The sequence below is a fragment of the Bradyrhizobium sp. LTSP849 genome (assembly GCF_000938255.1).
Taxonomy (GTDB): domain Bacteria; phylum Pseudomonadota; class Alphaproteobacteria; order Rhizobiales; family Xanthobacteraceae; genus Bradyrhizobium.
On sequence record NZ_JYMR01000051.1, the window covers coordinates 312,683 to 338,668 of the forward strand.

29 protein-coding genes are annotated in these 25,986 nt (G+C 62.6%); 17 read left to right on the forward strand and 12 right to left on the reverse strand.

Annotated features, from left to right (window positions below):
* Positions 1-4 precede the first annotated feature (4 nt).
* Together UB31_RS30080 and cynS are read left to right on the forward strand one after the other, a co-directional pair.
* Positions 5-928, forward strand: coding sequence for an ABC transporter ATP-binding protein (locus UB31_RS30080; RefSeq protein ID WP_045008518.1), 924 nt, complete (start codon positions 5-7; stop codon positions 926-928).
* A gap of 17 nt (positions 929-945) precedes the next feature.
* The gene (gene cynS / locus UB31_RS30085; protein ID WP_045008517.1) at positions 946-1,428 is read left to right on the forward strand and encodes a cyanase; all 483 of its coding nucleotides are present in this window, start codon (positions 946-948) and stop codon (positions 1,426-1,428) included.
* Between the two features lie 47 nt (positions 1,429-1,475).
* Here cynS and UB31_RS30090 read toward each other — a convergent pair whose 3' ends face one another.
* Positions 1,476-1,799, reverse strand: a complete 324-nt coding sequence (locus UB31_RS30090) for a DUF1476 domain-containing protein (RefSeq protein ID WP_045008516.1) — start codon at positions 1,797-1,799, stop codon at positions 1,476-1,478.
* A 306-nt stretch (positions 1,800-2,105) separates the two neighbouring features.
* Here UB31_RS30090 and purC point away from each other — a divergent pair, with 306 nt between their 5' ends.
* From purC to UB31_RS30105, 3 genes are read left to right on the forward strand one after another with little or no spacing between them, the layout of a single operon-like run.
* On the forward strand, positions 2,106-2,873 hold the full coding sequence (gene purC, locus UB31_RS30095; protein ID WP_008974302.1) for a phosphoribosylaminoimidazolesuccinocarboxamide synthase: 768 nt from the start codon (positions 2,106-2,108) through the stop codon (positions 2,871-2,873).
* Positions 2,874-2,885: 12 nt separating this feature from the next.
* Positions 2,886-3,128 (forward strand): phosphoribosylformylglycinamidine synthase subunit PurS, encoded by a 243-nt coding sequence (gene purS, locus UB31_RS30100; RefSeq protein WP_008135030.1) that lies wholly within the window; start codon positions 2,886-2,888, stop codon positions 3,126-3,128.
* A complete protein-coding gene (locus tag UB31_RS30105) occupies positions 3,125-3,766 on the forward strand; it encodes a hypothetical protein (RefSeq protein ID WP_045013442.1) in 642 nt (213 codons plus the stop codon). The genes purS and UB31_RS30105 overlap by 4 nt, the downstream gene beginning before the upstream one ends.
* A gap of 60 nt (positions 3,767-3,826) precedes the next feature.
* Here the strand turns inward: UB31_RS30105 and corA are convergent, their stop codons facing one another.
* A complete protein-coding gene (corA, locus tag UB31_RS30110; protein ID WP_045008514.1) occupies positions 3,827-4,843 on the reverse strand; it encodes a magnesium/cobalt transporter CorA in 1,017 nt (338 codons plus the stop codon).
* Between the two features lie 171 nt (positions 4,844-5,014).
* Between corA and purQ the strand changes: the two genes are divergently transcribed.
* The 3 genes from purQ to UB31_RS30125 all read left to right on the forward strand — a co-directional run bounded on the left by purQ (position 5,015) and on the right by UB31_RS30125 (position 7,604).
* Positions 5,015-5,716: a phosphoribosylformylglycinamidine synthase subunit PurQ gene (gene purQ, locus UB31_RS30115; protein ID WP_045008513.1), complete on the forward strand. Its 702-nt coding sequence runs from the start codon at positions 5,015-5,017 to the stop codon at positions 5,714-5,716.
* A complete protein-coding gene (locus UB31_RS30120; RefSeq protein ID WP_045008512.1) occupies positions 5,713-6,684 on the forward strand; it encodes a tripartite tricarboxylate transporter substrate binding protein BugD in 972 nt (323 codons plus the stop codon). Before purQ ends, UB31_RS30120 begins: the two co-directional genes overlap by 4 nt.
* Positions 6,685-6,866: 182 nt before the next feature.
* Positions 6,867-7,604, forward strand: a complete 738-nt coding sequence (locus UB31_RS30125; protein WP_045008511.1) for a tetratricopeptide repeat protein — start codon at positions 6,867-6,869, stop codon at positions 7,602-7,604.
* 143 nt (positions 7,605-7,747) lie between these two features.
* On the opposite strand, the gene UB31_RS30130 is transcribed toward UB31_RS30125, so the two are convergent.
* Together UB31_RS30130 and UB31_RS30135 are read right to left on the reverse strand one after the other, a co-directional pair.
* Positions 7,748-9,838, reverse strand: coding sequence for an alpha/beta hydrolase domain-containing protein (locus UB31_RS30130; RefSeq protein WP_050044881.1), 2,091 nt, complete (start codon positions 9,836-9,838; stop codon positions 7,748-7,750).
* 151 nt (positions 9,839-9,989) lie between these two features.
* Complete coding sequence (locus UB31_RS30135; RefSeq protein ID WP_045008510.1) at positions 9,990-10,475, reverse strand: PaaI family thioesterase; 486 nt, start codon at positions 10,473-10,475, stop codon at positions 9,990-9,992.
* Between the two features lie 183 nt (positions 10,476-10,658).
* Here UB31_RS30135 and purL point away from each other — a divergent pair, with 183 nt between their 5' ends.
* Positions 10,659-12,869 carry a phosphoribosylformylglycinamidine synthase subunit PurL gene (gene purL / locus UB31_RS30140; protein WP_045013443.1) on the forward strand — a complete coding sequence of 737 codons (2,211 nt, stop codon included), beginning with the start codon at positions 10,659-10,661 and terminating at the stop codon, positions 12,867-12,869.
* A gap of 115 nt (positions 12,870-12,984) precedes the next feature.
* Here the strand turns inward: purL and UB31_RS30145 are convergent, their stop codons facing one another.
* Positions 12,985-14,172 (reverse strand): acyltransferase family protein, encoded by a 1,188-nt coding sequence (locus UB31_RS30145; protein ID WP_045013444.1) that lies wholly within the window; start codon positions 14,170-14,172, stop codon positions 12,985-12,987.
* Between the two features lie 184 nt (positions 14,173-14,356).
* On the opposite strand from UB31_RS30145, the gene UB31_RS30150 reads away from it, so the two are divergent.
* Complete coding sequence (locus UB31_RS30150; protein ID WP_045013529.1) at positions 14,357-14,530, forward strand: DUF1328 domain-containing protein; 174 nt, start codon at positions 14,357-14,359, stop codon at positions 14,528-14,530.
* Positions 14,531-14,694: 164 nt separating this feature from the next.
* Here the strand turns inward: UB31_RS30150 and UB31_RS30155 are convergent, their stop codons facing one another.
* Entirely contained in the window at positions 14,695-15,054 is a 360-nt protein-coding gene (locus UB31_RS30155; protein WP_045013445.1) for a DUF427 domain-containing protein, read from the reverse strand.
* 200 nt (positions 15,055-15,254) lie between these two features.
* On the opposite strand from UB31_RS30155, the gene UB31_RS30160 reads away from it, so the two are divergent.
* The 3 genes from UB31_RS30160 to UB31_RS30170 are packed head-to-tail and all read left to right on the forward strand — an operon-like array spanning position 15,255 to position 17,412.
* Positions 15,255-15,491, forward strand: coding sequence for a BolA/IbaG family iron-sulfur metabolism protein (locus UB31_RS30160; RefSeq protein WP_008139419.1), 237 nt, complete (start codon positions 15,255-15,257; stop codon positions 15,489-15,491).
* A gap of 52 nt (positions 15,492-15,543) precedes the next feature.
* The gene (locus UB31_RS30165) at positions 15,544-16,737 is read left to right on the forward strand and encodes a low temperature requirement protein A (protein ID WP_045013446.1); all 1,194 of its coding nucleotides are present in this window, start codon (positions 15,544-15,546) and stop codon (positions 16,735-16,737) included.
* Between the two features lie 57 nt (positions 16,738-16,794).
* The gene (locus tag UB31_RS30170; RefSeq protein WP_156175620.1) at positions 16,795-17,412 is read left to right on the forward strand and encodes a hypothetical protein; all 618 of its coding nucleotides are present in this window, start codon (positions 16,795-16,797) and stop codon (positions 17,410-17,412) included.
* A gap of 111 nt (positions 17,413-17,523) precedes the next feature.
* Here the strand turns inward: UB31_RS30170 and egtD are convergent, their stop codons facing one another.
* Positions 17,524-18,495: an L-histidine N(alpha)-methyltransferase gene (egtD, locus tag UB31_RS30175; RefSeq protein WP_045013530.1), complete on the reverse strand. Its 972-nt coding sequence runs from the start codon at positions 18,493-18,495 to the stop codon at positions 17,524-17,526.
* 51 nt (positions 18,496-18,546) lie between these two features.
* Positions 18,547-19,845, reverse strand: coding sequence for an ergothioneine biosynthesis protein EgtB (egtB, locus tag UB31_RS30180; RefSeq protein WP_045013448.1), 1,299 nt, complete (start codon positions 19,843-19,845; stop codon positions 18,547-18,549).
* 239 nt (positions 19,846-20,084) lie between these two features.
* Here egtB and grxD point away from each other — a divergent pair, with 239 nt between their 5' ends.
* Genes grxD through UB31_RS30200 form a run of 4 tightly spaced genes read left to right on the forward strand, consistent with a single transcriptional unit; the run spans position 20,085 to position 23,563 of the window.
* The gene (grxD, locus tag UB31_RS30185) at positions 20,085-20,411 is read left to right on the forward strand and encodes a Grx4 family monothiol glutaredoxin (RefSeq protein WP_045008503.1); all 327 of its coding nucleotides are present in this window, start codon (positions 20,085-20,087) and stop codon (positions 20,409-20,411) included.
* Between the two features lie 3 nt (positions 20,412-20,414).
* The gene (locus tag UB31_RS30190) at positions 20,415-20,969 is read left to right on the forward strand and encodes an O-acetyl-ADP-ribose deacetylase (protein WP_045013449.1); all 555 of its coding nucleotides are present in this window, start codon (positions 20,415-20,417) and stop codon (positions 20,967-20,969) included.
* 43 nt (positions 20,970-21,012) lie between these two features.
* Positions 21,013-22,299: a serine hydrolase domain-containing protein gene (locus UB31_RS30195; RefSeq protein ID WP_045008501.1), complete on the forward strand. Its 1,287-nt coding sequence runs from the start codon at positions 21,013-21,015 to the stop codon at positions 22,297-22,299.
* A gap of 1 nt (position 22,300) precedes the next feature.
* On the forward strand, positions 22,301-23,563 hold the full coding sequence (locus UB31_RS30200; RefSeq protein WP_045013450.1) for a serine hydrolase domain-containing protein: 1,263 nt from the start codon (positions 22,301-22,303) through the stop codon (positions 23,561-23,563).
* A gap of 106 nt (positions 23,564-23,669) precedes the next feature.
* Here the strand turns inward: UB31_RS30200 and UB31_RS30205 are convergent, their stop codons facing one another.
* The 4 genes from UB31_RS30205 to rpsD all read right to left on the reverse strand — a co-directional run bounded on the left by UB31_RS30205 (position 23,670) and on the right by rpsD (position 25,946).
* Positions 23,670-24,737, reverse strand: a complete 1,068-nt coding sequence (locus tag UB31_RS30205; RefSeq protein WP_045013451.1) for a threonine aldolase family protein — start codon at positions 24,735-24,737, stop codon at positions 23,670-23,672.
* Positions 24,738-24,754: 17 nt separating this feature from the next.
* Positions 24,755-25,051 (reverse strand): type II toxin-antitoxin system RelE/ParE family toxin, encoded by a 297-nt coding sequence (locus tag UB31_RS30210; protein WP_045013452.1) that lies wholly within the window; start codon positions 25,049-25,051, stop codon positions 24,755-24,757.
* Positions 25,044-25,259, reverse strand: a complete 216-nt coding sequence (locus tag UB31_RS30215) for a hypothetical protein (protein ID WP_045013453.1) — start codon at positions 25,257-25,259, stop codon at positions 25,044-25,046. Before UB31_RS30215 ends, UB31_RS30210 begins: the two co-directional genes overlap by 8 nt.
* 69 nt (positions 25,260-25,328) lie before the next feature.
* Positions 25,329-25,946: a 30S ribosomal protein S4 gene (gene rpsD / locus UB31_RS30220; protein WP_045013454.1), complete on the reverse strand. Its 618-nt coding sequence runs from the start codon at positions 25,944-25,946 to the stop codon at positions 25,329-25,331.
* Positions 25,947-25,986 lie beyond the last annotated feature (40 nt).

A 25,986-nucleotide genomic window follows, 5' to 3' on the forward strand; every position in this document is an offset into this window, starting at 1 on the left:
TGTCGTGACCAACAAATTCATCTCCATCGAAGGCATCGCCAAGCGCTATCCGGGCGCGAGCGGTGCCACGACCACCGTGTTCGAGAATCTGTGGCTGTCGATGGCGCGCGGCGAGTTCTGCTGCGTGATCGGTCATTCCGGCTGCGGCAAGACCACGGTGCTCAACATCCTCGCCGGTCTCGACGCGCCGAGCGAGGGCGCGGTCATCGTCGACGGGCAGGCGATTTCAGGCACCAGCCTCGATCGCGCCGTGATCTTCCAGAGCCACGCGCTGTTGCCCTGGCGCACCGTGCTCGGCAATGTCGGCTATGCCGTCAGCTCGAAATGGCGCAAATGGGATCGCGCCAAGGTCAAGGCGCATGCGCAGACTTTCATTGATCTTGTCGGCCTGACCGGCTCCGAACACAAGCGACCGTCCGAGCTGTCCGGCGGCATGAAGCAGCGCGTCGGCATCGCGCGGGCACTCTCGATCACGCCGAAAATGATGCTGATGGACGAGCCGTTCTCGGCGCTGGACGCGCTGACGCGCGGCACGCTTCAGGACGAGGTGCGGCGGATCTGTCTGGAGACCGGGCAGACCGCGTTCATGATCACCCATGACGTGGACGAGGCGATCTATCTTGCCGACAAGATTTTTCTGATGACCAACGGCCCGGGCGCGGTGCTGGCTGAAGTCGTCGAAAACCCGCTGCCCAGGGATCGCGGCCGCACCGATCTGCACCGCCATCCGCTCTACTACGCGCTGCGCAACCACATCATCGACTTCCTGGTGACGCGCAGCAAGACATTCACCGCCGAGAAGCCCGATCACGATCCGCGCAACGTGCCAGTCGTGCACATCGGCAAGCCCGGGCTGACGATCGCATCCAGCGGCGAAGAGCAACGACAGACACGGATACCCGGGACCAATCCCGGACTGACTGCTTAAAAAAGGGAGAGCCTGACATGAAACGCGAAGACCTCACGGAAAAGCTGCTCGACATCAAGCGCGAGAAGGGCTGGAGCTGGAAGCACATCTGCGAGCAGATCGGCGGCTACTCGGAGGTGCTCATTGTGGGCGCCATCCTCGGCCAGATGAAATTGACGAAGCCGCAGGCCGCCAACGCCGCTGAACTGTTCGGCCTGTCGAAGTCCGAGACCACCATGCTGAACGAAACGCCGATGCGCGGCATGCCGATGCCGCCGACCGATCCCCTGATCTATCGCTTCTACGAGCTGGTCATGGTTAACGGCCCGGCGTGGAAGGCGTTGATCGAGGAAGAGTACGGCGACGGCATCATGTCGGCGATTGACTTCGACATGGTGATGGAGCGCCTGCCGAACCCGAAGGGCGACCGCGTCAAGATCACGATGTCTGGCAAGTTCCTGCCGTACAAATATTACGGCGCCAGCGGCAACGTGCCGGAGTATGGCTTCAAGGAGGGCTGATTGGGGCGAATGGCGAATAGGCCCGATTCGCTATTCGCCACTCCCCATTATTTCCCCGCCTTCACTTCAGCCGCCGCCACCGCAATCAGCTCGCTCATTTTGGCGCGAATCGCCTGCTCGGTGACCGCGACGCTCTTGGCGGCGAAATCGGCCGTGACCTTGCGCAGGACGTCGCCATCGCCGGCCTCCTCGAAGTCGGCCGCAACGACCTCTTTGGCGTAGGCCGCGGCGGCGTCGCCGGTGATACCGAGCTTTTCGGCCGCCCACAGGCCGAGCAGCCGGTTGCGGCGGGCTTCCGCCTTGAATTTCTGCTCCTCGTCGAGGGCGAACTTCTTCTCAAAGCCTTCCTCGCGCTTGTCGAACGTGGTCATGCCTGTCCCAATCCCCTGCTGAACGGAGCGGAGCCTGCGTTGCGGCGACCCCGGTGCATGCCTAGATAGGGGGCACGAATCGGCAAAACAACGAGCCGTTAAGCCGCAGGCAAGGTGGTATAAGTTGGCATCGGATGAGCCGGATCGATTGTGCTGGGACAGCCAATCGGATAGGTTGCCTAAAGCTTGGTTCCTGTTCTGTTTCCGCGGGTTCCAGGCTGTTCACGGCAGCTCCGCTGTGGGTCGTAATCCTAGTAACCGGAGCACACCAAATACATGGATTTCAACAAAACACGGTACATCCCCATGAGCCGTCGGCGTCGCATTTATGAAGGCAAGGCAAAGGTTCTTTACGAAGGCCCGGAGCCCGGCACCCTGATCCAGCACTTCAAGGATGACGCCACCGCGTTCAATGCGAAAAAGCATCAGGTGATCGAGGGCAAGGGTGTCCTCAACAACCGGATCTCGGAGTACCTGTTTCAGCACCTCAACGACATCGGGGTGCCGACCCACTTCATCCGCCGCCTCAACATGCGCGAGCAGTTGATTCGCGAAGTCGAGATCGTGCCGCTGGAAGTGGTGGTGCGGAACGTTGCCGCCGGCTCGCTGTCGCAGCGCCTCGGCATCGAGGAAGGCACGCAGCTGCCGCGCTCGATCATCGAATTCTACTACAAGAACGACCAGCTCAACGACCCCATGGTGTCGGAAGAGCACATCACCGCGTTCGGCTGGGCGACGCCGCAGGAGATCGACGACATCATGGCGCTCGCCATCCGTGTCAACGACTTCCTCACCGGCCTCTTCCTCGGCATCGGCATCCGTCTCGTCGACTTCAAGATGGAATGCGGGCGCCTGTTCGAGAACGAGATGATGCGGATCATCGTCGCCGATGAGATCTCGCCGGACTCCTGCCGTCTGTGGGACATCAAGTCGAACGAGAAGCTCGACAAGGATCGTTTCCGCCGCGACCTCGGTGGCCTGCTCGAGGCCTACACCGAAGTGGCAAAGCGCCTCGGCATCCTCATGGAGAACGAGCGTCCGGCGGGCTCCGGCCCGGTGCTGGTGAAGAGCTAAGGGGATTTCGACGTGAAGGCACGTGTCACCGTTACCTTGAAGACGGGTATCCTCGATCCGCAAGGAAAGGCCATCGAAGGCGCGCTGAAGTCGCTTGGCGTCGACGGCGTCGCCAGCGTCCGTCAGGGCAAGGTGTTCGACATCGAGCTCGCCGGCGCGGACAAGGCCAAGGCGGAGGCGGCGTTGAAGGACGCCGCCGACAAGCTGCTGGCGAATACCGTGATCGAGAACTATCGGGTCGAACTCTTGGGATGAGGCGAGCGATTGCCGTCATCGCTTGTTTGATCTCGGTTGCCTCATTTTCGAAAGCCTTGGCCCAGGACTTGGCCCAGGATTCGACCTGCAGTCCCGTAATAGCTTCCGGTGCGGGTCTTCTCCAGGAATGCGGGAAGCAGCTTTATTCGTTCAATCTGAGTCTTTCGGAAACAAAGCTGGGCGTCTCTGGCATCAAGCGGGAGGCCGGCTCGGATATGCACGGGCGTTTTGGGTGTTCATGTACCGTTGAGCCGATGTGTGCGAACGAGCCGAAAGTCGGAGGGTTCTTCGTAGATCCGGCTGGATGGTTGAGTAGTTCCAAGGATGAGTGGGCCATTTTTCAGGTCCTGCAGAACATGCCCTGGCCCGGTGGTAGCCCGCCGCCAATACCCAACGCCTCCTGTCCGGTATTCGATGTTTCGATAGGTGGCCTGGATGGTCGGGCGGTTTGTATTAGTGAAGGGAAGGACAGCACTGTTCTGATCGTCGCGGCGGAGGACCGTGTTGGATTCTTGCTGCACATCTATCAGGCCGATACCCCTGCGTCCGTCCTGAAGGCAAGAGTGCTCGAAATGCTACCGCGGTTCGAGATCGAGCGAGCGACCGGTGAGCTAGGGCTAAAGAGGTGGCTCAGATGAATCCGCCGTTCTCGTCCTCCTGGAAAGCAATCGCGAGCGCGACACGGCACTGAAGCCGGTCTACAGCCATCCGACGCGGCGGAAGCGCCAGTACAATCCGATGCAGGTGAGCGCCATCATTCCCATCACGATGAAGTAGCCGTATTCCAGCTGGAGCTCCGGGATGTACTTGAAGTTCATCCCGTAGATGCCGGCGACTGCGGTCGGGACGGCGAGGATCGCAAGCCACGAGGCGAGCTTCTTGGAGACCGCGGTCTCCTGGGCCTGGCCGACCAGCAGGCTCGCTTCGAAGGCGAAGGCCAGCACCTCGCGCATGGAATCGATGCGCTCCTGGATGTTGCGGACGTGATCGGTGACGTCGCGGAACAGGGTCTGCATGGCCGGGCGCACCATTGACAGCTCGTCATGCTCCAGCCGGCGGCAGACTTCGACCAGGGGCCCGATGGCGTTTCGCAGCCGCAGCAAGTCGCGGCGCAGCATGTACAGCCGCTCGATCTGCGCCTTGGTGATCGCGTTCGAGAGCACGTAGTCCTCGATCTCCTCGACCTCCTCGTGAATGCTCTCGAGCACGGGAGAGTAGTTGTCGACGATGAAATCGAGGATCGCATAGAGGATGTAGTCCTCGCCGCGGGCGAGCGCGCGCGGGCAGCTCTCGCAGCGCTCGCGCACTGCCGTGTAGGAGGTCGAGGCGCCGTGACGGACCGTCACGAGATAGCCATCGCCGATGAAGATGTGAGTCTCGCCGAAGGCGATCCGGCCCTCGATCAATTGCGCCGTGCGCGCAACGATGAACAGGGCCTCGCCATATTGCTCGATCTTGGGCCGCTGATGGGCGTTGTTGGCGTCCTCGATGGCGAGCTCGTGCAGGTCGAACTGCTTCTGCACCGCGCCGAGCAGCGCCATGTCGGGCTCGTGCAGTCCAATCCAGACCACATGGCCGGGCTTTGCCCGCCAGCTGGAGGCCTCGCTGATGGCGATGTTGGCGACGCGCCGGCCGTCGACATAGGCGCCGGCGGCGACGACGCCCTCGGCGGACACCGGTTCGGATTGGGATGTGGGCAGCGACGGGACATTCATGGCATCAATCCCGGGCAAAATCGTTGGGCAGACGTGCCGTGGCTATGGCCTGTGTACAAGGCCGCCCGGCGAGGCTAGCACTGGTAAAATTCCCGTCAAATGGCTATGTCTCTTCACGATTTGGCCCCCCGCTGGCCAACCCGATTCCCAGCACGCGTTGGAACCTGAACCATGAAAGCCGCCATCCTCGTCTTTCCCGGAATCAACCGCGAGCGCGACATGGCGCGCGCGCTGAGGCTGATCTCGGGCCATGAGCCGACGATGGTGTGGCACGCCGAGACCTCGCTGCCGGCCGGCACCGATCTCGTGGTCGTGCCGGGCGGCTTCTCCTATGGCGATTATCTTCGCTGTGGCGCGATTGCGGCGCGGGCGCCGGTGATGGATGCGGTGCGCGATTATGCGGCCAAGGGCGGCCTCGTGCTTGGCGTCTGCAACGGTTTTCAGATCCTCTGCGAATCCGGCCTGCTGCCGGGCGTCTTGATGCGCAACGCGCGGCTGAAGTTCATCTGCAAGGACGTCCATCTGCGCGTCGAGCGCTCCGACACCCCGTTCACCCGCGGCTACAACGCCGGTCAGGTGATCCGCGTGCCGGTCGCGCATGGCGAGGGCAATTACGAGGCGGATGAAGAGACCATCAAGCGGCTCGAAGGCGAGGGCCGGGTGCTCTATCGCTACTGCTCCACCGATGGCGTGGTCGACGAGAGCCACAACATCAACGGCGCGGCGCATTCCATCGCCGGCCTCGTCAACGACAAGGGCAACGTGCTGGGCATGATGCCGCATCCTGAAAACCACGTCGAAGACATCATGGGCTGCACCGACGGCCGCGGCCTGTTCGCAGGCCTCGTTCAGCATCTGGACAAGGCCGCGTGATTTCATTCGTGTTGAAGCGGCTGTCGGCCGCCATTGCTGTCGTTGCGTTTGCAACTGCTGCGTTCGCGCAGGATTTTCCCAAGCGTCCGATCACCATGATCGTGCCGTTCGCGGCCGGCGGCACGTCGGACGTGATCGCGCGCACCGTCGCCGAGCAGATGGGCGTCGCGCTCGGCCAGACCATCGTGATCGAGAACGTCGCCGGCGCCGGCGGCTCGACCGCGCTGGCGCGCGCCTCCCGCGCCGAGCCGGATGGCTACACCATCGCGATCGGCAATGCCGGCACCAATGCCGCGACCTATACCATCTATCCAAAACTGCCGTTCACGCCGGATTCCTTTGTGCCGATCGCGATGGTGGCGAAGACCTTCGGCATCATTGCGCTGCGCAAGGATTTCCCAGCGAAGGATTTGAAGGAGTTCGTCGCCTACGCCAAGGCGAACCCCGGCAAGATCAATCTCGGCCATGCCGGCGTCGGCTCGTCGAACTACCTCATTTGCAAGAGCTTCGTGACGGCGGCCGGGATCGACGCCACGCTGGTCGGCTATCGCGGCGCATCGCCCGCGCTGACGGACGCGATCGGCAGCCAGATCGACGGTGTCTGCGATGCGGCGGCCTCCGTCTCGCAGTCGATCAACGAGAAGCTGGTGAGGGGGCTCGTGGTCGGCTCGACCGTGCGGCTTGCCACGTTGCCTGATCTGCCGACATCTGCGGAAGCGGGCCTGCCCGAATTCGAGGCGCAGGGCTGGAACGGCCTGTTCGCCCCCAAGAACACACCGCCGGCCATCATCGCCAGGCTGAATGCCGCCGCGCGCACCGCGGTGGAAACCGACGCGGTGAAGAAGCGTTTTGCCGAACTCTCGACCGTCGCACCCGACGACAATGAGCACACGCCCGAGTTGCTCCAGCAACTCGTGACGCGCGACGTCGAGAAATACCGGAAATTGCTTGCGGACGACGCCAAATAATTGCCGCGTCGATTCTCCGTCTCATGAACCTCCACAGCGATCGGCGCGACTGAATCCACGTCGCCATCAAGGCGTGTGCGTTCGAGGTCGCTTTTTTGCGGAGAGGAGCAACTCAAAGTTGTTCCGTCGCGCCAGTTGCGATATCAGGAATCTTGCGCTGTCGTTGTGCTTTCGGATGTCACATGCCCGTCGCTTTGATCGTTCTGCTGCTCGATATTTCGCTGATCTACCACGCCTCGCGAACCGGACGCCTTCAGCCCTGGGCCTTTATCATTCTGATGGTGCCGCTGATTGGCGCGTTCGCCTATATCGCGGTCGAGCTCATTCCAGAATGGTTTTCGAGCCCCGGCGCGCGGCAGGCGCGCCAGCGCGTCGCCAGCCGGCTCGATCCCGAGAAGCGCTATCGTGAGCTGTCCGATCGGCTGGCCGGCACGGACACCATCGCCAATCGCGCGGCGCTGGCGGAAGAGTGCGCGAAGATCGGCCGCTTCAGTGAAGCCGAGCAGCACTATGACCACATTTTGACACTGCCGATGGGCCACGATCCCCTCTATGCACTGGGCAAGGCGCAGGCCGAGTTTTCCGCCAAGCGCCCGGCCGACGCGCTCGCCACGCTCGACGATCTCCAGAAGCAATGGCCGGATTTCGACTCAGCGGATGCGCATCTGCTCTACGCCCGCGCGCTCGCCGAGGTCGGCCGCCTCGATGAGGCGCTCGAGGAATTTCACGCCGTCGCCGACTACTTCCCGGGCGCCGAAGCGCGGGTGCGCTACGGCATGCTGCTGCAAATGGTCGGCCGCACTGCCGAGGCGCGCCTGGTCTTCAACGAGCTGTTGATCCAGATGCGGCGCGCGCCAAAATATCTGCGCGAGGCGCAGGCCGAGTGGCTGTCGATCGCCGAGAAGCAGATCTCGGCGTGATCTGGCGAAAGAAGCCGTATCTGCCGGCGCATTCGGCTCAGTCTAAAGCGCGATGAGATTGGGATGAATCGTCATCGCGCTTTAGGTTGTTGTTTGAGCATGATCTTTTCGGAAAACCGCTGCACACTTTTCTGGATCATGCTCTAGTTCTTGCAGAGCGCCTCGCCCACGCTAATCCTTTCTGGAGTCGGCGATAGGCCGGAAAAATTGTCAACGGCAGCCGCCGCCGCGACCAGGCGGTCGGCGTCTTCCGATCTCAGAAACCTGCGCGCGACTTGCTGTTTGGCGACAGTTTTCACGGCGCAGGCATACCCCGCCTGGGTGCCGTATCGCTCCTCCAACGACGGCCTCGGATCGCCGGCGGCCTCTCGGTCGCTTTTCAGCTTGGCGAATGGGATGTAACCCCCGGTCAATCCGCCGCCACAAGACTGGCCCTTGAAGAATCCGGTCGCCGTCGCATTCCATCCGGTATAGGTCCCGAGCGGTACCTGATGCAGGACCGAGGCCACGCCGGCCATTTCGTTCCCGTCCTGATTAACGCGAGGCATCAGAGCGGGGATGATTTGCCTGATGGTCGGTGGTTGTTGCGTGATGACGCCTGAAAAATTTTGGTAGTCCAGACTCTTTCCGAAGTCGTAGTCGAATAGCCCAACCGCCATACCGGTGGGCGATGGCACGCCGGGGATCGACGGAAAGTGCATGGCTTCCATCGTATTGGGAACGAGATCGCCACGAGCCAATGTTGGATAGACGCTTGGCGGCGGCTCCGTTCCCTTCACGACCCAATCAACCAACGCGATTTGCAGCGCGTTCATCGTTTCATCTTCGGGATTGGGGTTCTGAGCAAGAACGCAACCGGCCGCTGGCCGGGTCGGCAGATCAAAGCCGCCTGGCCCTCCGCCGTGCGTGGTGCCTGGGAAATAGTAGCGTCTTACGTTTGCGGGGAGAGGGAGGTCGGCATTCCCATCGGTCCCTGTTTCAGCGACCGTCATCAATCGGGCATTGTATTCGCTTGCGCCAAACGTGTCGAAAATCTTCGGGCACGTTGCAGTCGCTGTACAGCGGTCCAGCAGGCTCGCCTCATGGCGCCCCCGCTTGGAGTCCGTGTAGGAGGTCCACCACAGCACGCCTTCTCCGCCGGGCTCGTAAAGGGTGCCAGAGCCGCTCGGCAATCCAAAGCGCACGTTGGCGGACGTCAGCCTCCCGGCAATGTGGGGGTTGGCGCCGTCGAATACGCGGCGTTTCTGTTCGTCCTGGTTGAAGCCGAGCAGGATGAACGTTTTCAACGCGTTCCCCGACTGCGAAATCCCTTGCACGACCGTGTGATGGATTCTTCCCGCAATCGGGTTTGGCGTCCCCTCATCGTCGGCGGCTTCAAAGCGGAAGAACGAAGCAACATCCCGCATGGCGGCAAAGCCAACACCCAATACCTTGGGGTCTTTTGCCTCGTAGACGAGTTGATAAAGCAGGTTCGGATCGAATCCATTTTTGAGACACAGCGAACGCGGATTAGGCTCGCCCGGAAAAGGAACTTTCGTGCAGTCGGCGAAGGCCCAATCGCTGCCAGGGATGCTGTCTGAGGCGCTAGTTTCGCCAGTGCGTGTTTCTGAGCTTCTCGTCATCAAGTGAGCTTTTGCCGTATCGAGTGAAGCGGCATCGTAAGGGATCAACGTCGCGAGCATCCCCAGCGGACGGGTGTTCACGCCCTTGGGCACGTTGGCGATACGTGCCAAAACGACCCCCGTGATCGAAGATCCGTCCGCATTGCGCGCGACAGGAACCTGGACGGTCCAATTGTCTGTCGTCTGCTCAATATCGCCCTGCCAACCGCTGATCAGCGCCACGTGGCCAAAATCCTGCGGCTTGGTGGCAGATGGCCCAATTGAACTCGGGCTGTTGTTCATGGCGACCGGACGACCGCGATTGACGACGTCGTACCAGAGCACACCGCTCGCGTTGCGCATGTCCTTCGGCTTGGTCAAAGTGAAACGAGATACGTATTCGACCCGACCGCGTGCATTCAGCGGTGCGTATTGGATGTCGGTGATGACGGCGTTGAGGGGGTCTTTGGGATCGAGTTCTCCGTAAGCGCGACCCGAGAGACTCTCATTGCGCCCGTCGGGAAGCGCGATCGTCTGATCGACGACAATACGGGCCACCCGCGCCGTCGCTTCATCGCCGATAGACAAGGCGATCATCAGAACACCAATCGAGATGCGAGCCGGATGAATCATTGATCAGGTTTCCTCACGGTCGAGCTGATGCAACGAACCTCGCTTGGCGTTGCCGCATCGGTCAACCGAATCCTGGTCTCACAGCGGGCTCGGGATCGTGCCTCCTTGATTGCGCCGCAGCAGATTTCGCAAGGAGCGCGTTCCAGTCAAATCAGGTGGCAACGGCACCCGCCGCCGGCACCTTCCGCTTCACCCGTTTGATCGTGCCGGAGAAGGTGAACAGCCGGCGCTCGCCGGCCGTCATCTCGCCCCGCAGGAAGATCAGCGAACCGCCGGCGCGGGTGACCTCGCCGGTGCACTCGATCAGCTCGCCCTCATGCCCGGCATCGAGGAATTCGCAGGCGAAATTGACGGTCACGCCCTTGCTGTTCAGCGCGTTGCGGCCGATCGCGAACAGACAATAATCGGCGAAGGCCATGAAGCAGCCGCCATGGACGTTCTGGGACCCGTTGAGGTGTTTCTTCTCGACCCGGAAGGCGCAGCGGACGCGGCCGTCCGCGTCCATCCGGTGCCAGAAGGGGCCGATATGGTTCTCAAAGCTGTCACGGATCCAGGTCTGCCAGCCCGCGAATTCCCCCTCGGTCGCAACATGCAGCTCCGGGCGGGCGGAAGGGACCGTTTTGGTCAATTCATGCAAGGAAATGGGCCTTCAATTGCGGGTCTTCAGTCCTTAAATCCGATCCGTCCGCGCCGTGCAATTCCTGTTCCTGCGCCCCCCGGCCGCAAAACGTGGGACAGCGGGAAAATGCGCCATAAAGGGCTTTTCGGAAGCCCCCGATGTTCCTAAGAACGGCCAACCGCCGCCGAAAGCCCCGAATCCATGAAGAACGAACCCAAGATCACCCCCGAACTGGTTGCCGCCCACGGGCTCAAGCCCGACGAGTACGAGCGCATCCTGAAGCTGATCGGGCGGGAGCCGACCTTCACCGAGCTCGGCATCTTCTCGGCGATGTGGAACGAGCACTGCTCGTACAAATCCTCGCGCCTCCATTTGAAGGGGCTGCCAACCAAGGCGCCCTGGGTGATCCAGGGACCAGGCGAGAACGCCGGCGTGATCGACATCGGCGACGGCCAGGCCGTGGTCTTCAAGATGGAGAGCCACAACCACCCGAGCTATATCGAGCCGTATCAGGGCGCGACCACCGGCGTCGGCGGCATTCTGCGCGACGTCTTCACCATGGGCGCGCGCCCGATCGCCTGCCTCAATGCGCTGAGTTTTGGCGCGCCCGAGCATGCCAAGACCCGGCATCTCGTCTCCGGCGTGGTCGCCGGCGTTGGCGGCTACGGCAATTCCTTCGGCGTGCCCACGGTCGGCGGCCAGGTGCGCTTCCACACCCGCTATGACGGCAACATCCTCGTCAATGCGATGGCGGTCGGCCTCGCCGATACCGACAAGATTTTCTACGCTGCGGCTTCCGGCGTGAACATGCCGATCGTCTATCTCGGCTCCAAGACGGGGCGCGACGGCATTCACGGCGCCTCGATGGCCTCGGCCGAGTTCGACGACAAGTCCGAGGAGAAGCGTCCGACCGTGCAGGTCGGTGATCCCTTCGCCGAGAAGCTGCTGCTCGAGGCCTGCCTCGAGATCATGGAAGCCGATTGCGTGATCGCGATCCAGGACATGGGCGCGGCGGGGCTGACCTGTTCGGCGGTGGAGATGGGCGCCAAGGGCGACCTCGGCGTCGACCTCAATCTTGATGCGGTGCCGACGCGCGAGACCGGCATGAGTGCCTACGAAATGATGCTCTCGGAGAGCCAGGAGCGCATGCTCATGGTGCTCAAGCCCGAGAAGGAAAAGGAAGCCGAGGCGATTTTCAAGAAGTGGGGGCTCGATTTCGCCGTGGTCGGCTACACCACGCCGAGCAAGCGCTTCGTGGTCAAGCATGGCGGTGACGTCATGGCCGATCTGCCGATCAAGGAGCTCGGCGACGAGGCGCCGCTCTATGACCGGCCGCATGTCCCCTCGGCGGTGCTGCCGGTCGTGCACGCGCGCGAGGTGCCCGCGCCGATGGGCGTCGGGGCCGCGCTGGAGAAGCTGATCGGCACGCCCGACATGTGCAGCAAGCGCTGGGTCTGGGAGCAGTACGACCACGTCATTCTCGGCAACACCATGCAGCGCCCCGGTGGCGATGCCGCCGTGGTGCGCGTGCAGGATGGACCGAAGGGCCTGGCGCTGACCGTCGACGTCACGCCGCGCTATTGCGAGGCCGATCCCTATCAGGGCGGCATGCAGGCCGTGGCGGAAGCCTGGCGCAACATCACCGCTGTCGGCGGCAAGCCGCTCGCGATCACCGACAATCTCAATTTCGGCAATCCGGAGCGGCCCGAGATCATGGGCCAGTTCGTCGGCTGCCTGAAGGGCATTGCGGACGCCTGCCGCGCGCTCGACTTCCCGGTCGTCTCCGGCAACGTCTCGCTCTACAACGAGACCAATGGCCGCGCGATCCTGCCGACGCCCTCGATCGGCGGTGTCGGCCTGCTCGACGACTTCACCAAATCCGCTTCGCTCGCCTTCAAGGCCGAGGGGGAGGCGATCCTCCTGATCGGCGAGACCCATGGCTGGCTCGGCCAGTCCGTCTATCTGCGCGACATCTGCGGTCGCGAGGAGGGCGCACCGCCGCCGGTCGATCTTGCCGCCGAGAAGCGTAACGGCGACTGTTTGCGTGGCATGATCCATGCGGGCACCGCGACCGCGGCGCATGATCTCTCGGACGGCGGCCTGCTGGTCGCACTCGCGGAGATGGCGATGGCGAGTGGCATCGGCGCGAAACTGCTCGCGGCTCCTAGCTCGCTCGTCTCGCAAGCCTATTGGTTCGGTGAGGACCAGGCGCGCTATCTCGTCACCGTGCCGGAGGCCGAGGCCGGCCGCGTGCTCGCCAAGATGCGCGGCTGTGAGGTGCCCTGCGTGCGGATCGGCACCACCGGTGGTGATGCGATTGCGATCGCGGGCGAGGCGCCGGTCGCGATCGACACGCTGCGGGCCTCGTTCGAGCGCTGGCTACCGGAGTATATGGGCGGGAAGGCGGCGTAAGGCGCCGCCACAATCTCGGATCCGTAGCCCGGATGGAGCGAAGCGCAATCCGGGACCACTTTGCTTGCGGCAAGACCCCGGATTTCGCTGCGCTCCATCCGGGCTACGATCACGTCTACAACACGTGCGAGGCGCCTGGAATCTTCCGTAACGCCGCCGTCACGCCCCAGCTCAGCAGCACCGTGAGCACGAAGCCGATCGCGGCCTTCATGATCGCAGGCCACTCGTAGTCGAACAGCGCGTATTGCAGCCACAGGGCGATCGGGTAGTGCACCAGGAACATGCCGTAGGCATCCGCCTGCATGCGGTCGAGCAGGTTCGGGCCCGGCGCCTTGGAATGCAGGAAGAAGGCGAGGATCGCGAGCAGGATCGCGGCCGAGAACAGCACGAAGAGCGTGCCGTAGATCGCCTGATACCAATGCGGCTGTATGTCGGGATTTCCCAGGATCTCGCGCTTGATGTAGATCATTCCCCACATCAGGCAGTACGGGATCAGCGTCGCGACCACCCAGGGCCAGCGGCTCTTCGGCAGTTGGCCGTCGGCGCCGAGGATGCCGTGATCGAAATTCGCCGCGCCCACGCTGACGCCAATGAAGAAATAGGCGAAGTAGAGCAGGATGCGGCTCGCCTGCACCGAGAACGGTCCGAACTCGAACCATCTGTTGCCGCCGAAATAGAGCAGCGCCGGCACGTAGACGATTGTTGTGATAACGACCAGTATCAGCCAGAACACGACCGGCCGTTCAAATCCGCGAAGTGAGACGCGGTTGATCGGATCGACCAGGTGCACGGAGACCCGGTAGAGCAGGCTCGCGGTGAGGTCGAATGCGAGCAGCACCCACACGAACCAGACCGGGCCGCTTGGCCACGGTCCAACCGTCACCGTCTTCCACCAGAATGCCGCGAAGGTCAGTTCGGGGTTTTGACGCAGTGCGATCGCGTAATAGGCGAGCGGAATGACCGTGAGGGCCGCGATCGCAAAAGGCAGCCCCAGCCGCAGCAGGCGGTCGCGCAGGAAGACCGACGGCGCCTTGCGCGCGATGCCCGGCCAGGTGAACAGCCCCGACAGGAAGAAGAACATCGCCATGAAGAAGCTGTCGGTGGCGAGCACGACGATGTCGAAGCCGATCCACGAGGTCGGGTCGGTGTGCCCGAAATAGGTATAAGGAATGACGGCGTGATGCAGCAGCACCACCAGCGTCAGGAAGGTGCGGGCGCGGTCGAGCGACAAATTGCGCGCCTTGGCTTTTGGCGCGGCGTGAACATCGGCGCCGACTGTCGCCGAATGTGACATCGTAATCATGGCCGCCCCGGTTGCGCTCCTGTCCCGGCCGGACTCTGCAACCGGGAACCCGATTCAGCAAGTGCAGTTTCGGCCATTTATCGCGCCGAGCCGGCACTCTCAGGAACCAGTTCCGCGCCGCGAAGTTAGCGTTCACGAAACGATCGAGTGGCCGCGAAAAGCGGCGCCAATGTTGGAGCTGGCGATGACGATCCTGAAATGGGCGCTGATTTTCCTGCTGGTCTCGATCGTGGCGGGCGTGCTCGGTTTCACCGGCATCTCGGCCGCCTCCGCCGATATCGCCCGCTTCCTATTCTACGTCTTCGTCGTGATCTTCCTGGTGCTGCTGGTGCTCGGGCTCACACTCTTCAGGGCGTAGCGACGCCGCATCGGCACACTCCTTCGTCATGCCCGGGCTTGTCCCGGGCATCCACGATCTTCCGTATCCGAAGCACCAAGAACGTGGACGGCCGGGACATGGGCGAGCGGAAGCGACGCCGTCTTTCGGCGGCTACGCCATGACGGTGTAGGTGGGCGAGGCGACTACCCCACTTCCTCGATTTTCACCTTGTCCGGATAGAAGGCGAGATGGCCGGAAATCTCCGTCATCGCGGGAAAGGGCGTCTCGTAGGTCCAGATCGCGTTGTCGAGCGTCTTGCCGTCGGCCTTGATGCTGTAATAGCTGGCGTCCCCCTTATAGGGGCAATGGGTGGTGCGCTCGGTGCGCTCCAGCAGCGCCATATTGGCATCCTCCCGCGGCACATACTGCACCGCTGGATATTTGGCTTCCTTCAGCGTCAGCGCCTTGGCGCTCTCCGCGATCACGATATCGCCCGCGGTCACGCGGACGCGCCGGGGGTTTTGGGTGATGGTGATGGGGTGGTCGGGCCCTGGAAGCTTCATGATTTCACGCCTTTTCGATCGATCTGCCGCGCGCGGCACTTTGTCGTGCCTTTATCCTGATGGGATCACGGATATAGTGCCTGAAGGCGTGACGTAGAAGACCGTTCACGCTAAGTTTGGCCCGCCGGCAAGTTTGGCTTTCAGATCCGGACCCCGGCAGCGAATCGACGCCGAACGACACCAGAAGGAGCGAGACCCGAATGCCAATGGACGCCCACGATATCGAGGCGATGATCAAGGCAGCGATCCCCGATGCCGAGGTGACGATCCGTGACCTCGCCGGCGATGGCGACCACTATGCCGCGACCGTGATCTCGGAATCCTTCCGCGGCAAGTCCCGCGTCCAGCAGCACCAGATCGTCTATCAGTCGCTGCAAGGCCAGATGGGCGGCGTGCTGCATGCGCTGGCGCTGCAAACCGGGGTGCCAGGTACTTGACTGCTCTTGATCTGACGAGCACCTGATCTGATCGCACGACGGGGGAACGGTCATGGCTGCGGACAATTCGCGCGGTGCGATGTTTCGCGTGATCGTGCCGAACCAGCCCAGCCGCGTCACCAATGCCGAGCTGTTCTTCGACCTCGTCTTCGTCTTCGCCGTCACCCAAGTCTCGCACACCCTGCTGCACCACTTCACGCCGCTCGGCGCGGTCGAGGTCACGCTGCTGTTTCTCGCGGTGTGGTGGGTGTGGGTCTACACCGCCTGGGTCACCAACTGGCTCAACCCCGATCTGACGCCCGTCCGCATCCTGATCTTCCTGATGATGCTGGGCGGCCTGGTGCTGTCGACGACGATTCCGACCGCCTTCGACGGTCGCGGCCTCTGGTTTGCCGTCGCCTACGCGACCATGCAGGTCGGACGTACCGCCTTCTGGCTGTTTGCAACCCCGCGCCATCGCACCGCGGTCAGGCACAACTCGATCCGCATCCTGGTTTGGCTCTCCTGCTCGGCGATCTTCTGGATCCTCGGCGGCCTGGCCCATGGGGAGGAGAGGCTGTGGTTCTGGATCGTCGCGCTGACAATCGAATATGTCTCGCCCGCCGTTCGCTTCTGGGTGCCGAAGCTGGGGTTCTCGTCAGTCGAGGCCTGGGCCGTCGAGGGCGGCCACATGGCCGAACGCTGCGCCGGATTCATCATCATCGCGCTCGGTGAGGCCGTCGTCGTCAACGGTGCGACTTTTGCAGAGCTGGACTGGACATCCGACAACATCCTTGCCTTCGTCTCGGCGTTCGTCGGCAGCATCTCGATGTGGTGGATCTATTTCCACAAGGGCGCGGAGGCCGGCTCCGAGCGGATCTCGAAGACCGCCGAATCCGGCCGGCTGGCGCGGCTCGCCTATACCTATCTGCACATGCCGATCGTCGCCGGCATCATTCTGACCGCCGTCTCGGACGAACTGGTGCTGAAGCATCCGACCGGCCACTCGGATCTGCGAACGATCATCAGCACCGTCGGTGGCCCGCTGGTGTTCCTGGTCGGCACCGTCCTGTTCAAGCACGCGATCCGCGGGTTTCTCCAGCTCTCGCACGGCATCGGCATCATTCTGCTGCTGGTGCTGTGGTGGTTCGCCGCCGATCTGTCGCCGCTCTGGCTGTCGGTTGTGACCAGCGTGATCATGATCGTCGTCGCAGTGTGGGAGTCGGTGTCGCTGGGGTCGAAGCCGGAAGAGGCCGGAGAGCATTGAACCGCCGGCTGCGGGGAGGCGTCTAATCGCAAACCCTCCTCGCCATGGCAGGCCTTTGTGAAACTCCGTCTCGCTCTGTTGCTGGCATGCTGCGCAATATTGACCGCGCCGATTGCAAGCGCCGCAGGCCCGAGCCCGATCGACGAGCTCCGGCAGAATTTTACGGTCGGCGGGGAGCCGGTCCCGCCGAACATTTTCCGCGATATGGGCGACGGTGATCTTGCCGATTCCGGCAGCATCATCGTCACGATCGATGTCAAGGCAGCGACCGGCAGCAATCTCTATGCCGATCCGATCAGGCGCAACAGCACCTGGATCGCGCAGAGCAGGGCGAGCCCGGGTGACAAGGCTCTCACCGAGGAGGAGGCTTATCGCTACATCGGGATGACCGCGAACAAGCTGCTTGTCGTCACCACGAGTTACAGCGGTGGCGGGTCAGGCGTGTTCTATTCGCTGCATGTTCTCACGGCCGAACCGGTGCGCGCCTTCGACAGCGAGGGCAAGCGCTACGAGCGATTGAACGTTACCACAATCCGCAGCGTCGCCCTTGGCGACCGCTGGAATGGCGACGTCCGGATCGACGGCAACGCTATTCTGATCACGACGACGGGCGGTCTGCCGGCCGGTCAGGCGCGCAAGCCCTCAACCATGACCATCAGGGCCGAGCGGCCCTAAAGCATGATCCGGAAAAGTGCGAAGCGGTTTTCCGATAAGATCATGCTCAAACAACAAGCTAAAGCGCGATGACGATTCATCCTAATCTCATCGCGCTTTAGGGGCGCAAGTTTACTCCGCAGCCTCCAGCGCGTGCACCGAGAACATCTTGGCCGCATCCGTCCAGCTCTCGCGCACCCGCCAGCCGGCGCCCTGCGCCAGCGCGGCGAAGCGCTCGAGGCTGTATTTGTAACTGTTCTCGGTGTGAATGCTCTCGCCGGCCCGGAACGAGAAGCTCGTGCCGAGCAGGCGCGCGGTCTGGCTCTTCTTGCTGATCAGATGCATCTCGATCCGGTGCCGCTCGCGATTGTAGATCGCGCGATGGGTGAAGGCGGAAAGGTCGAAATTGCCGCCGAGCTCGCGGTTGATCCGCACCAGCACATTGAGGTTGAAGCGGGCGGTGACGCCAGCGGCATCGTTATAGGCGTCGTGCAGCACGCGCTCTTCCTTTTCGAGGTCGGCGCCGATGATCATCTGCGCGCCTCGGCCGAGAATCTCGCGAGCGCTCTTGAGGAAGGCCTGGGCCTGCTCCGGCTCGAAATTGCCGATGGTCGAGCCGGGGAAGAACCCGACCTTGGGCATCGATGCGACCGCCTTGGGGAGCTCGAACGGCGTGGTAAAGTCGGCCGCCACCGGATAGATGCCGAGCGACGGAAAGTCCCGCTTGAGGCCGTTCGCCTGCGCCTTCAGGAAATCGCCGGAGATGTCGACGGGCACATAGGCCGCGAACTTGCACTGATTGAGCAGCAGGCGGACCTTCGTCGTCGCGCCGGCGCCGAACTCGACCAGCGCCGCGTGCTCCGGAATGATTTTTGCGATCTCGCTGCCGCGTTCCTTCAGGATCGCAAGCTCGGTGCGCGTCGGATAATATTCCGGCAGGCGCGTGATCGCCTCGAACAATTCCGATCCGGTGGCGTCGTAGAAATATTTCGGCGACAGCTTCTTCGGCTGCTGCGACAGGTCCTCGATGGCCTCGCGGGCGAAGGCGGTGGTCTGCTCGTCGGGAAGATGGGCTTCGGCCAAAGCGCTGGCGTGCACATTCATGATACTCTCCTGAACGCGCTGTCCGGCGCGCATTTGTCGTCGGATAGAATTTTACGCGTAGTCGGCGAGCCGCAATCCCGTGAACTGCCAGCGGTGGTGCGGATAGAAGAAGTTGCGGTATGTGACACGGCTGTGACCAGCGGGCGTTGCGAGCGAGGAGCCGCGCAGCACCAGCTGGTTGACCATGAACTTGCCGTTGTACTCGCCAAGCGCGCCTTCGATGGCGCGATAGCCGGGGTAGGGCGCGTATGAGCTGCGGGTCCACTGCCAGACGATGCCGAAGGCGTCGTTGAGCTGGCCGGCGCGCGCGGCGACCTCCCACTCCATCTCGGTCGGCAGATGCTTTCCCGCCCAGCGTGCGAAAGCGTCGGCCTCGTAATAGCTGATGTGGCAGACCGGCGCGTCGGGATCGATCGGCTTGATGCCGGCCAGCGTCATCACGTGCCATTGGCCGTCGATCTCGCGCCAATGGCCCGGGGCCTGCCAGTCCTCTTTGCTGGCGGCAGCAAAGCCGTCCATCAGCCACAGCGTTGCGGTCGCGTAGCCGCGATCGCGCATGAAGGCGAGCCATTCGCCATTGGTGACGAGATTGCGTGCGATCTGCACCGGGCCGACGAGGGCGCGATGCGCGGGCTTCTCGTTGTCGAAATGAAAGCTGTCGTCGACATGGCCGACGGTGTGGATGCCTTCGTTCAGCGTCAGCCAGTCCTCGGCCGTTCGCGTCGCGACCGGGAAGCGCCAGTCTGGATTGTAGGCCGGATAGACCGGGTTCTGCGCAAACGCGTGCAGGATGTCGGCGAACATCAATTCCTGATGCTGCTGCTCGTGATTAAGCCCGACCTCGACCAGCGGCGCGATGGCTCGGAGCCTGTCCTCACCGGCCTCGCGAAAGAACTTCACGACCGCCGCATCGACATAGCGACGATAGGCGCCGACCTCGTCGGCACTCGGCCGCGTGATGTCACCGCGGTGATTCCGGGCATGACGGGGGCCGGCGCTGACGTAGTAGGAATTGAACAGGAACGCGAAATCGGGGTGAAACGGCCGGTAGCTGGGGGCGTGCTCGCCTAGCAAAAACTGCTCCCAGAACCAGGTGGTGTGGGCGCGGTGCCATTTCGCTGGGCTCGCATCCGGCATCGACTGGATCTGCTGGTCCTCGGGCGAGAGGGGGGCGGCTCGGCGCTCGGTCTCGTTGCGGACGGCGAGAAAGGCGTCTTCCAGCCGCTGGGCGAGGTTGCCTGAGGCGGAGGACGGTGACGAAAGCGGGGCGGCGGCCGTAGCTGAGGCTTGTTTCGTCACGTTTTTCTCCAGACAGAACAAGAGAACGTTGTTTGCGTTGCCCGGTTCCAAAACCAAGGTTCGTCCTAGATAGGGGCTCCGTTACGGTATGAAAGTCCTCCCCGGCGATGATATTCGTGCCATCATGCAATAGAGGCAGGGCTGCCCAGGCCGGCTGCTCAGGGCCGGTCGCCGCCATTTTACTTTGGATGCACAACGGTTTGGGCTACATATATAGCCAAGTATCGGGTTAGATCGGCTGAGCCGGCCCGGAGTGATTGTTGAGGGCTCCGCCCCAGAAGGAAACGGATATGAGCATCGCGGAATTCATCGCCAACGAAGTGAAGTCGAACGACGTGGTTCTGTTCATGAAGGGTACGCCGCAATTTCCGCAGTGCGGTTTCTCCGGCCAGGTCGTCCAGATCCTCGACCACATCGGCGTCGGCTATAAGGGCCTCAACGTCCTCGAATCCGCAGAACTGCGCAACGGCATCAAGGACTATTCGAACTGGCCGACCATCCCGCAGCTCTATGTGAAGGGCGAGTTCGTCGGCGGTTGCGACATCATCCGCGAGATGTTCCAGGCTGGCGAATTGCAGCAGCTCTTGTCCGAGAAGGGCGTCGCTGTCGCGGCCTGACGCTTGACCACGCTGACGCGCCGGATCGGCGGCGCCGAGCTCGAGGTCATTGTCGCTGATATTACCACGCTGAGCGTTGACGCCATCGTCAACGCTGCCAACTCGTCGCTCCTTGGCGGGGGCGGCGTGGATGGTGCAATCCATCGGGCGTCCGGGCCCGAGCTCGTCGCCGAATGCCGCATGCTCCACGGCTGCAAGACGGGCGACGCCAAGATCACCAAAGGCTACCGGCTCAAGGCCGCCCATGTGATCCACACAGTCGGACCAGTCTGGAACGGCGGCACGCTGGGCGAAGACGATCTGCTCGCCTCCTGCTATCGCAGTTCGATGGAGTTATGCCGGAAGCATGAGGTGACTTCGGTGGCATTCCCCGCAATTTCGACCGGCATTTTCCGCTTTCCTGCCGACCGGGCCGCGAAGATCGCGATCCGCACAATGATCGAGACCCTGCCGACTGCGCCCTCGGTCGCCCAAATCATATTTTGCTGCTTCTCGGAGACGAGCGCCGCTCTTCACACGGACGTTTTGGCGCGGCACGGCAGCCCTTGTGCCGACTGACGCGGTCAGTACACTCCGCCGGCCCATGTTCCGGGGAGGGGATATGAATTTGCATTTTGGACTTCGCTCGCTTGTCTGCGGCGCACTGGTATCGCTCGGCGCGATATCGCTGGTGCGGGCGGAGGGCACCTACGAAATTCCAGCCGGCGCGCATTTCAACCAGGACAAGCTCGCCAAGGTCAGTGAGTTCTTCAAGAACGAGGTCGCGACCGGCAAGATCCCCGGCGCGATGGTGTTGATCCAACAGCACGGCAAGCCGGTCTATAAGGAATCGTTCGGCGTACAGGATGTGGTGAGCAAGGCGCCGCTTACGGACAAGACCATCTTCCGTCTGTTTTCGATGACCAAGGCGATCACCGCCGTGGTCTCGATGCAGCTCCTGGAAGAAGGCAAGATCAAACTCGACGATCCCGTCTCAAAGTACATTCCGTCCTTTGCCAATATGAAGGTCGGCGTCGAGAAGAAAGCCGATGACGGCACCAAGTCGCTCGAACTCGTGCCACTGAGCCGGCCGATGACGGTGCACGACTTGATGACGCACACCTCCGGCGTCACCTACGGCTTCTATGGCGACAGCCTGGTCCGCAAGGCCTATCGCGACGCCAACATCTACGCCGGCGATTTCGATCTCGCCGAATTCGCCGAGCGGATCGCAAAACTGCCGCTGCACAATCAGCCGGGCGGGCTCTGGCAATACGGCCATTCCACCGACATCCTGGCGCGGGTGATGGAGGTCGCGACCGGCAAGTCCCTGCTGACGATCGAGCGCGAGACGCTTCTTGATCCCCTGGGAATGAACGACACCCGCTTCCTGGTCACCGATCCCGAAAAGCAGAAGCTGATGGCGCAGCCGTTGCCAACCGACAGCGACTTCCGGGTCGGCCGCGAGAACGATCCGACCAAGGTCAAGAAATGGGAGTCCGCCAGCGGCGGCATGGTCTCGACCATGGGCGACTATACGCGCTTCGTACAGATGCTGCTCAATGGCGGATCGTTCGATGGCAAGACCTATCTGAAGCCCGAGACCTTCAAGTTGATGACCAAGGATCACATCGGCCCTGGCTCCGGCGTCGATCGCGATTATTTCTACTTCCCCGGTGACGGTTTCGGCTTTGGGCTCGGACTTGCGGTCCGCACCGATCCCGGCAATGCCAAGCCGCCGCCGCCCGGCGATCTCGGTGAACTGAAATGGGACGGCGCGTCCGGCTGCTATTTCGTGATCGATCCCAAGCAGGACATGTTCTTCGTCCTGCTCGAGCAGACCCCGACCGAGCGCCAGCGCGTGCAGCGGACATTGAAGCAACTGGTCTATGAATCCATGGAGAATTGACATGCGCGGGCGCCGCGCGCTGATCGCGGCGCTCGTGCTTCTGTTCGGCGTAGTCGGTGCGCAAGCAGGCTCCGAGGGACGGGGCGCGCATACGCTCTCGCCCGAAGGGCTGGCAAAAGTCTCCGACTACATCAGGAACGAGATCGCGACCGGCAAGTTTCCGGGTGCGATTATGCTGCTCCAGCAGCACGACAAGCCGGTCTATTACGAAAATTTCGGGGTCCGCGACGTCGCGACCGAGATTTCGATGAGCGCGGACACGATCTTCCGGCTCTATTCGATGTCGAAGCCGATCACGTCAGTCATGGCGATGATGCTGGTCGAGGAGGGCAAGCTCTCGCTCGACGATCCCGTCTCGAAATATATTCCGGCCTTTGCCGACATGAAGGTCGGCGTCGAGAAGAAGGCCGAGGATGGCAAGGTCGCGCTGGCGCTGGAGCCGCTCAATCGTCCGGTCACGATCAAGGATTTGATGCGCCACACCTCCGGGCTGCCTTACGGCTATTATGGCGGCGGCAAGGTGCGTGAGCTCTACGCCGACGCGAACCTCTTCCACAGTAATCTCACCAACGCCGAATTCGCTGCGAAGATCGCCACGCTGCCGTTCGTCGAGCAGCCCGGCACGATGTGGGACTATGGCTACTCCACCGACATACTGGGCCGCGTCGTCGAGGTAATTTCCGGAAAAACGCTGCTCCAGTTCGAGAAGGAGCGGCTGCTCGATCCGCTCGGCATGACCGAGACCGCGTTCTACGTCGCCGATCCCACGAAATTCCCGCGCATTGCCGAGCCGATGCCGGATGACCGCAACATCAGTCCGACGACGCAGGTTCGCGACCCCAGGCTGCCGCTGAAATGGGAATCGGGCGGTGGCGGTCTCGTCGGCACGATCGGCGACTACGCCCGTTTCGCACAGATGCTGCTGAATGGCGGCAGCTACGAAGGCCGGCGCTACCTTAAGCCCGAGACTATCGCGCTGATGGCGTCGGATCATGTCGGACCCGAGACCAAGATCGCGCGCGACCAGAACTATTATCCGGGCGCAAGCTCGGGCTTCGGCCTCGGCTTCGCGGTGCGCACTTCGGTGCCGGAGGGAACCTCCTGGCCGCTCGGCGAATATCGCTGGGACGGCGTCGGCGGCACCTTCTTCTTCATCGATCCCGAGGACGATCTGTTCGGGATCTTCATGGTGCAGACCCCGTCACAGCGCGGCCGGATTCAGTTGGCGCTGAAGACGCTGATCTATCAGGCGATGGGGCGGTGATCTCAAGCCATTTGCGACGTGCGTAGCCCGGATGGAGCGAAGCGCAATCCGGGACCGCTGCCGATGTGTCCCCGGATTTCGCTGCGCTCCATCCGGGCTACGGGACCTACGCCCCGCGCACGATCTCGCGGACGTAGCCAATGGCTTCCTCGATCATCGCCGCATTGACGTCGAGATGGGTGCAGGCGCGGATGCGGCCGTCCATCATCGCAAGCGTCACGCCGCGCTGGCGGAGTGCGGCGACCATCTTGTCGCCTGCGACGCCAGCGCCGTCGGGCTTGAAGAACACGAGATTGGTCTCGGGCTCCTGCACCTCGACGCCTGCGATCTGCGACAGCCCGCGGGCGAGTGCGCGAGCATTGGCGTGGTCGTCGGCGAGACGGTCGACGTGATGGTCGAGCGCATAGATGCAGGCAGCCGCACAGACGCCGGCCTGCCGCATCGAGCCGCCGAGGCGCTGCTTCCATTGCCAGACCGCGTCGATGAAGGCGCGCGAGCCCGCGAGCACGCCGCCGATCGGCGCACCCAGGCCCTTCGAGAAGTCGATCCAGGCCGAATCCCAGCCCGCTGTCATGTCGCGCGGGGAGATGCCGCTCGCCACCGTGGCGTTCAAGAGGCGCGCGCCGTCCATGTGGGTGACGAGACCATGTTGCTTGGCGATCGCGACGATCTCGTCGAGCGCTGTTTTCTTCCAGATGGTGCCGCCGCCGATATTGGCGGTCTGCTCGACGCTGACGACCGTCTGCGGCGGCTGGTAGCGCGTGCGCGGATGTAGCGCCTTGCGGAACGTCTCCGGCGTGAACTGGCCGTCGGGGCCCTTCAGCTGCGTGACCTGGAAGCCGCCGATCGCCGCATGCGCGCCGCCTTCGCGGGCGATGATGTGCGCGCTCTCATGCGCCAAAATCTCGTCGCCGGGGCGGCAATGCACCAGCGTGGCGGTGACGTTGCACATCGTGCCTGACGGCATGTAGACCGCAGCTTCCTTGCCGAGCAGCTCCGCGACGCGCGCGCACAGCGCATTCACGGTTGGATCGTCGCCGACTTGCTCGTCACCGACCTCGGCGCGCGCCATCGCCTCGCGCATTGCAGGCGTCGGCTTGGTCTGCGTGTCCGAGAGCAGATTGATGCGCACCGGCGGCGCCTTGGGATCGATCGGGGGAGGGGTGTAGAGCATGCCTAATCTCGCGTTATCTAGTCGAACAATTGCGGTCTGATGTCTTGCGCGCCATGAATAATGGCACGGATTTCGACGTGGTGGAGTTGCACGGTGTAGAAGATCAGATGGGATTGGAAGCGAAAACGTCGATAGCCGACCGCTAGTTCATCTACTTGCTGGCCGACAAGGGGGAAGTCGGCGAGAAGTCCGAAGGAGCGGATCAGACCGGCATAATAAGCCTCAGCCTGATACTTGCCGAAGCGGCTCTCGGTGAAGTCGTAAATGTCGATCAGATCGGCCCGGGTACGCTCCGATAACCGATACTCAGCCATGGCGGCGTTGGGCGACGCGTTGCCGGGCGGCGGCGAGGATGTCGTCCGGCGTGTCCGAGGTGAAGTTGTTGCAGTCGGGCTGGGCGAACAGCTCCTGATATCGGCGAACCTGCTCGTCGCGGGGCAGCTTGGCCCATGCCTCAAGCTCGGCCTCTGTTGGCGTTGCCGAGGGAGCGATGTTAGCGAGTTGGTTGGTCGTCTGGGACATCGACAGTACGTTACCACAACAAAAAGGCCCCGGAAACCGGGGCCTTTGAGCGATAGATTTACCGAATGATCAGCGCGAATAGAATTCGACGACCAGATGGGGCTCCATCTGCACCGGGAACGGCACGTCGGAGAGGGCGGGGATGCGCACGTATTTTGCGGTCATCTTGCCGTGGTCGACTTCGAGATAGTCGGGCGTGTCGCGCTCGGGGAGCTGGCTGGCTTCGAGGACGTGGGCAAGTTGCTTGGAAGCTTCCTTGACCTCGATCACGTCGCCGACCTTGAGCAGGTAGCTCGAGATGTTGACCTTGCGGCCGTTCACCTTGATGTGGCCGTGGTTGATGAACTGGCGGGCGGCGAAGATTGTGGAGACGAACTTGGCGCGGTACACGACCGCGTCGAGACGACGCTCGAGCAGGCCGATCAGGTTCTCGCCGGTGTCGCCCTTGAGGCGGCTCGCCTCGACATAGATGCTGTGGAACTGACGCTCGCTGATGTTGGCGTAGTAGCCCTTCAGCTTCTGCTTGGCGCGGAGCTGCACGCCGAAGTCGGAGAGCTTGCCCTTGCGGCGCTGGCCGTGCTGGCCGGGGCCGTATTCGCGGCGATTGACGGGGCTCTTCGGGCGGCCCCAGATGTTCTGGCCCATACGGCGGTCGAGTTTGTACTTGGCTTCACTGCGCTTAGTCATCGCGTCCTCTTTGATTTCATGGTTTGAGGAAACGCGCCCT

What these genes read in the sequence shown, in the direction of transcription:
- cynS (WP_045008517.1), top strand. Translation starts at nt 946, where the DNA reads ATGAAACGCGAAGACCTCACGGAAAAGCTGCTCGACATCAAGCGCGAG.
- UB31_RS30090 (WP_045008516.1), bottom strand. Translation starts at nt 1,799, where the DNA reads ATGACCACGTTCGACAAGCGCGAGGAAGGCTTTGAGAAGAAGTTCGCC.
- purC (WP_008974302.1), top strand. Translation starts at nt 2,106, where the DNA reads ATGAGCCGTCGGCGTCGCATTTATGAAGGCAAGGCAAAGGTTCTTTAC.
- UB31_RS30105 (WP_045013442.1), top strand. Translation starts at nt 3,125, where the DNA reads ATGAGGCGAGCGATTGCCGTCATCGCTTGTTTGATCTCGGTTGCCTCA.
- corA (WP_045008514.1), bottom strand. Translation starts at nt 4,843, where the DNA reads ATGAATGTCCCGTCGCTGCCCACATCCCAATCCGAACCGGTGTCCGCC.
- purQ (WP_045008513.1), top strand. Translation starts at nt 5,015, where the DNA reads ATGAAAGCCGCCATCCTCGTCTTTCCCGGAATCAACCGCGAGCGCGAC.
- UB31_RS30125 (WP_045008511.1), top strand. Translation starts at nt 6,867, where the DNA reads ATGCCCGTCGCTTTGATCGTTCTGCTGCTCGATATTTCGCTGATCTAC.
- UB31_RS30130 (WP_050044881.1), bottom strand. Translation starts at nt 9,838, where the DNA reads ATGATTCATCCGGCTCGCATCTCGATTGGTGTTCTGATGATCGCCTTG.
- purL (WP_045013443.1), top strand. Translation starts at nt 10,659, where the DNA reads ATGAAGAACGAACCCAAGATCACCCCCGAACTGGTTGCCGCCCACGGG.
- UB31_RS30145 (WP_045013444.1), bottom strand. Translation starts at nt 14,172, where the DNA reads ATGATTACGATGTCACATTCGGCGACAGTCGGCGCCGATGTTCACGCC.
- UB31_RS30150 (WP_045013529.1), top strand. Translation starts at nt 14,357, where the DNA reads ATGACGATCCTGAAATGGGCGCTGATTTTCCTGCTGGTCTCGATCGTG.
- UB31_RS30155 (WP_045013445.1), bottom strand. Translation starts at nt 15,054, where the DNA reads ATGAAGCTTCCAGGGCCCGACCACCCCATCACCATCACCCAAAACCCC.
- UB31_RS30160 (WP_008139419.1), top strand. Translation starts at nt 15,255, where the DNA reads ATGCCAATGGACGCCCACGATATCGAGGCGATGATCAAGGCAGCGATC.
- UB31_RS30165 (WP_045013446.1), top strand. Translation starts at nt 15,544, where the DNA reads ATGGCTGCGGACAATTCGCGCGGTGCGATGTTTCGCGTGATCGTGCCG.
- egtD (WP_045013530.1), bottom strand. Translation starts at nt 18,495, where the DNA reads ATGAATGTGCACGCCAGCGCTTTGGCCGAAGCCCATCTTCCCGACGAG.
- grxD (WP_045008503.1), top strand. Translation starts at nt 20,085, where the DNA reads ATGAGCATCGCGGAATTCATCGCCAACGAAGTGAAGTCGAACGACGTG.
- UB31_RS30195 (WP_045008501.1), top strand. Translation starts at nt 21,013, where the DNA reads ATGAATTTGCATTTTGGACTTCGCTCGCTTGTCTGCGGCGCACTGGTA.
- UB31_RS30200 (WP_045013450.1), top strand. Translation starts at nt 22,301, where the DNA reads ATGCGCGGGCGCCGCGCGCTGATCGCGGCGCTCGTGCTTCTGTTCGGC.
- UB31_RS30205 (WP_045013451.1), bottom strand. Translation starts at nt 24,737, where the DNA reads ATGCTCTACACCCCTCCCCCGATCGATCCCAAGGCGCCGCCGGTGCGC.
- UB31_RS30210 (WP_045013452.1), bottom strand. Translation starts at nt 25,051, where the DNA reads ATGGCTGAGTATCGGTTATCGGAGCGTACCCGGGCCGATCTGATCGAC.
- UB31_RS30215 (WP_045013453.1), bottom strand. Translation starts at nt 25,259, where the DNA reads ATGTCCCAGACGACCAACCAACTCGCTAACATCGCTCCCTCGGCAACG.
- rpsD (WP_045013454.1), bottom strand. Translation starts at nt 25,946, where the DNA reads ATGACTAAGCGCAGTGAAGCCAAGTACAAACTCGACCGCCGTATGGGC.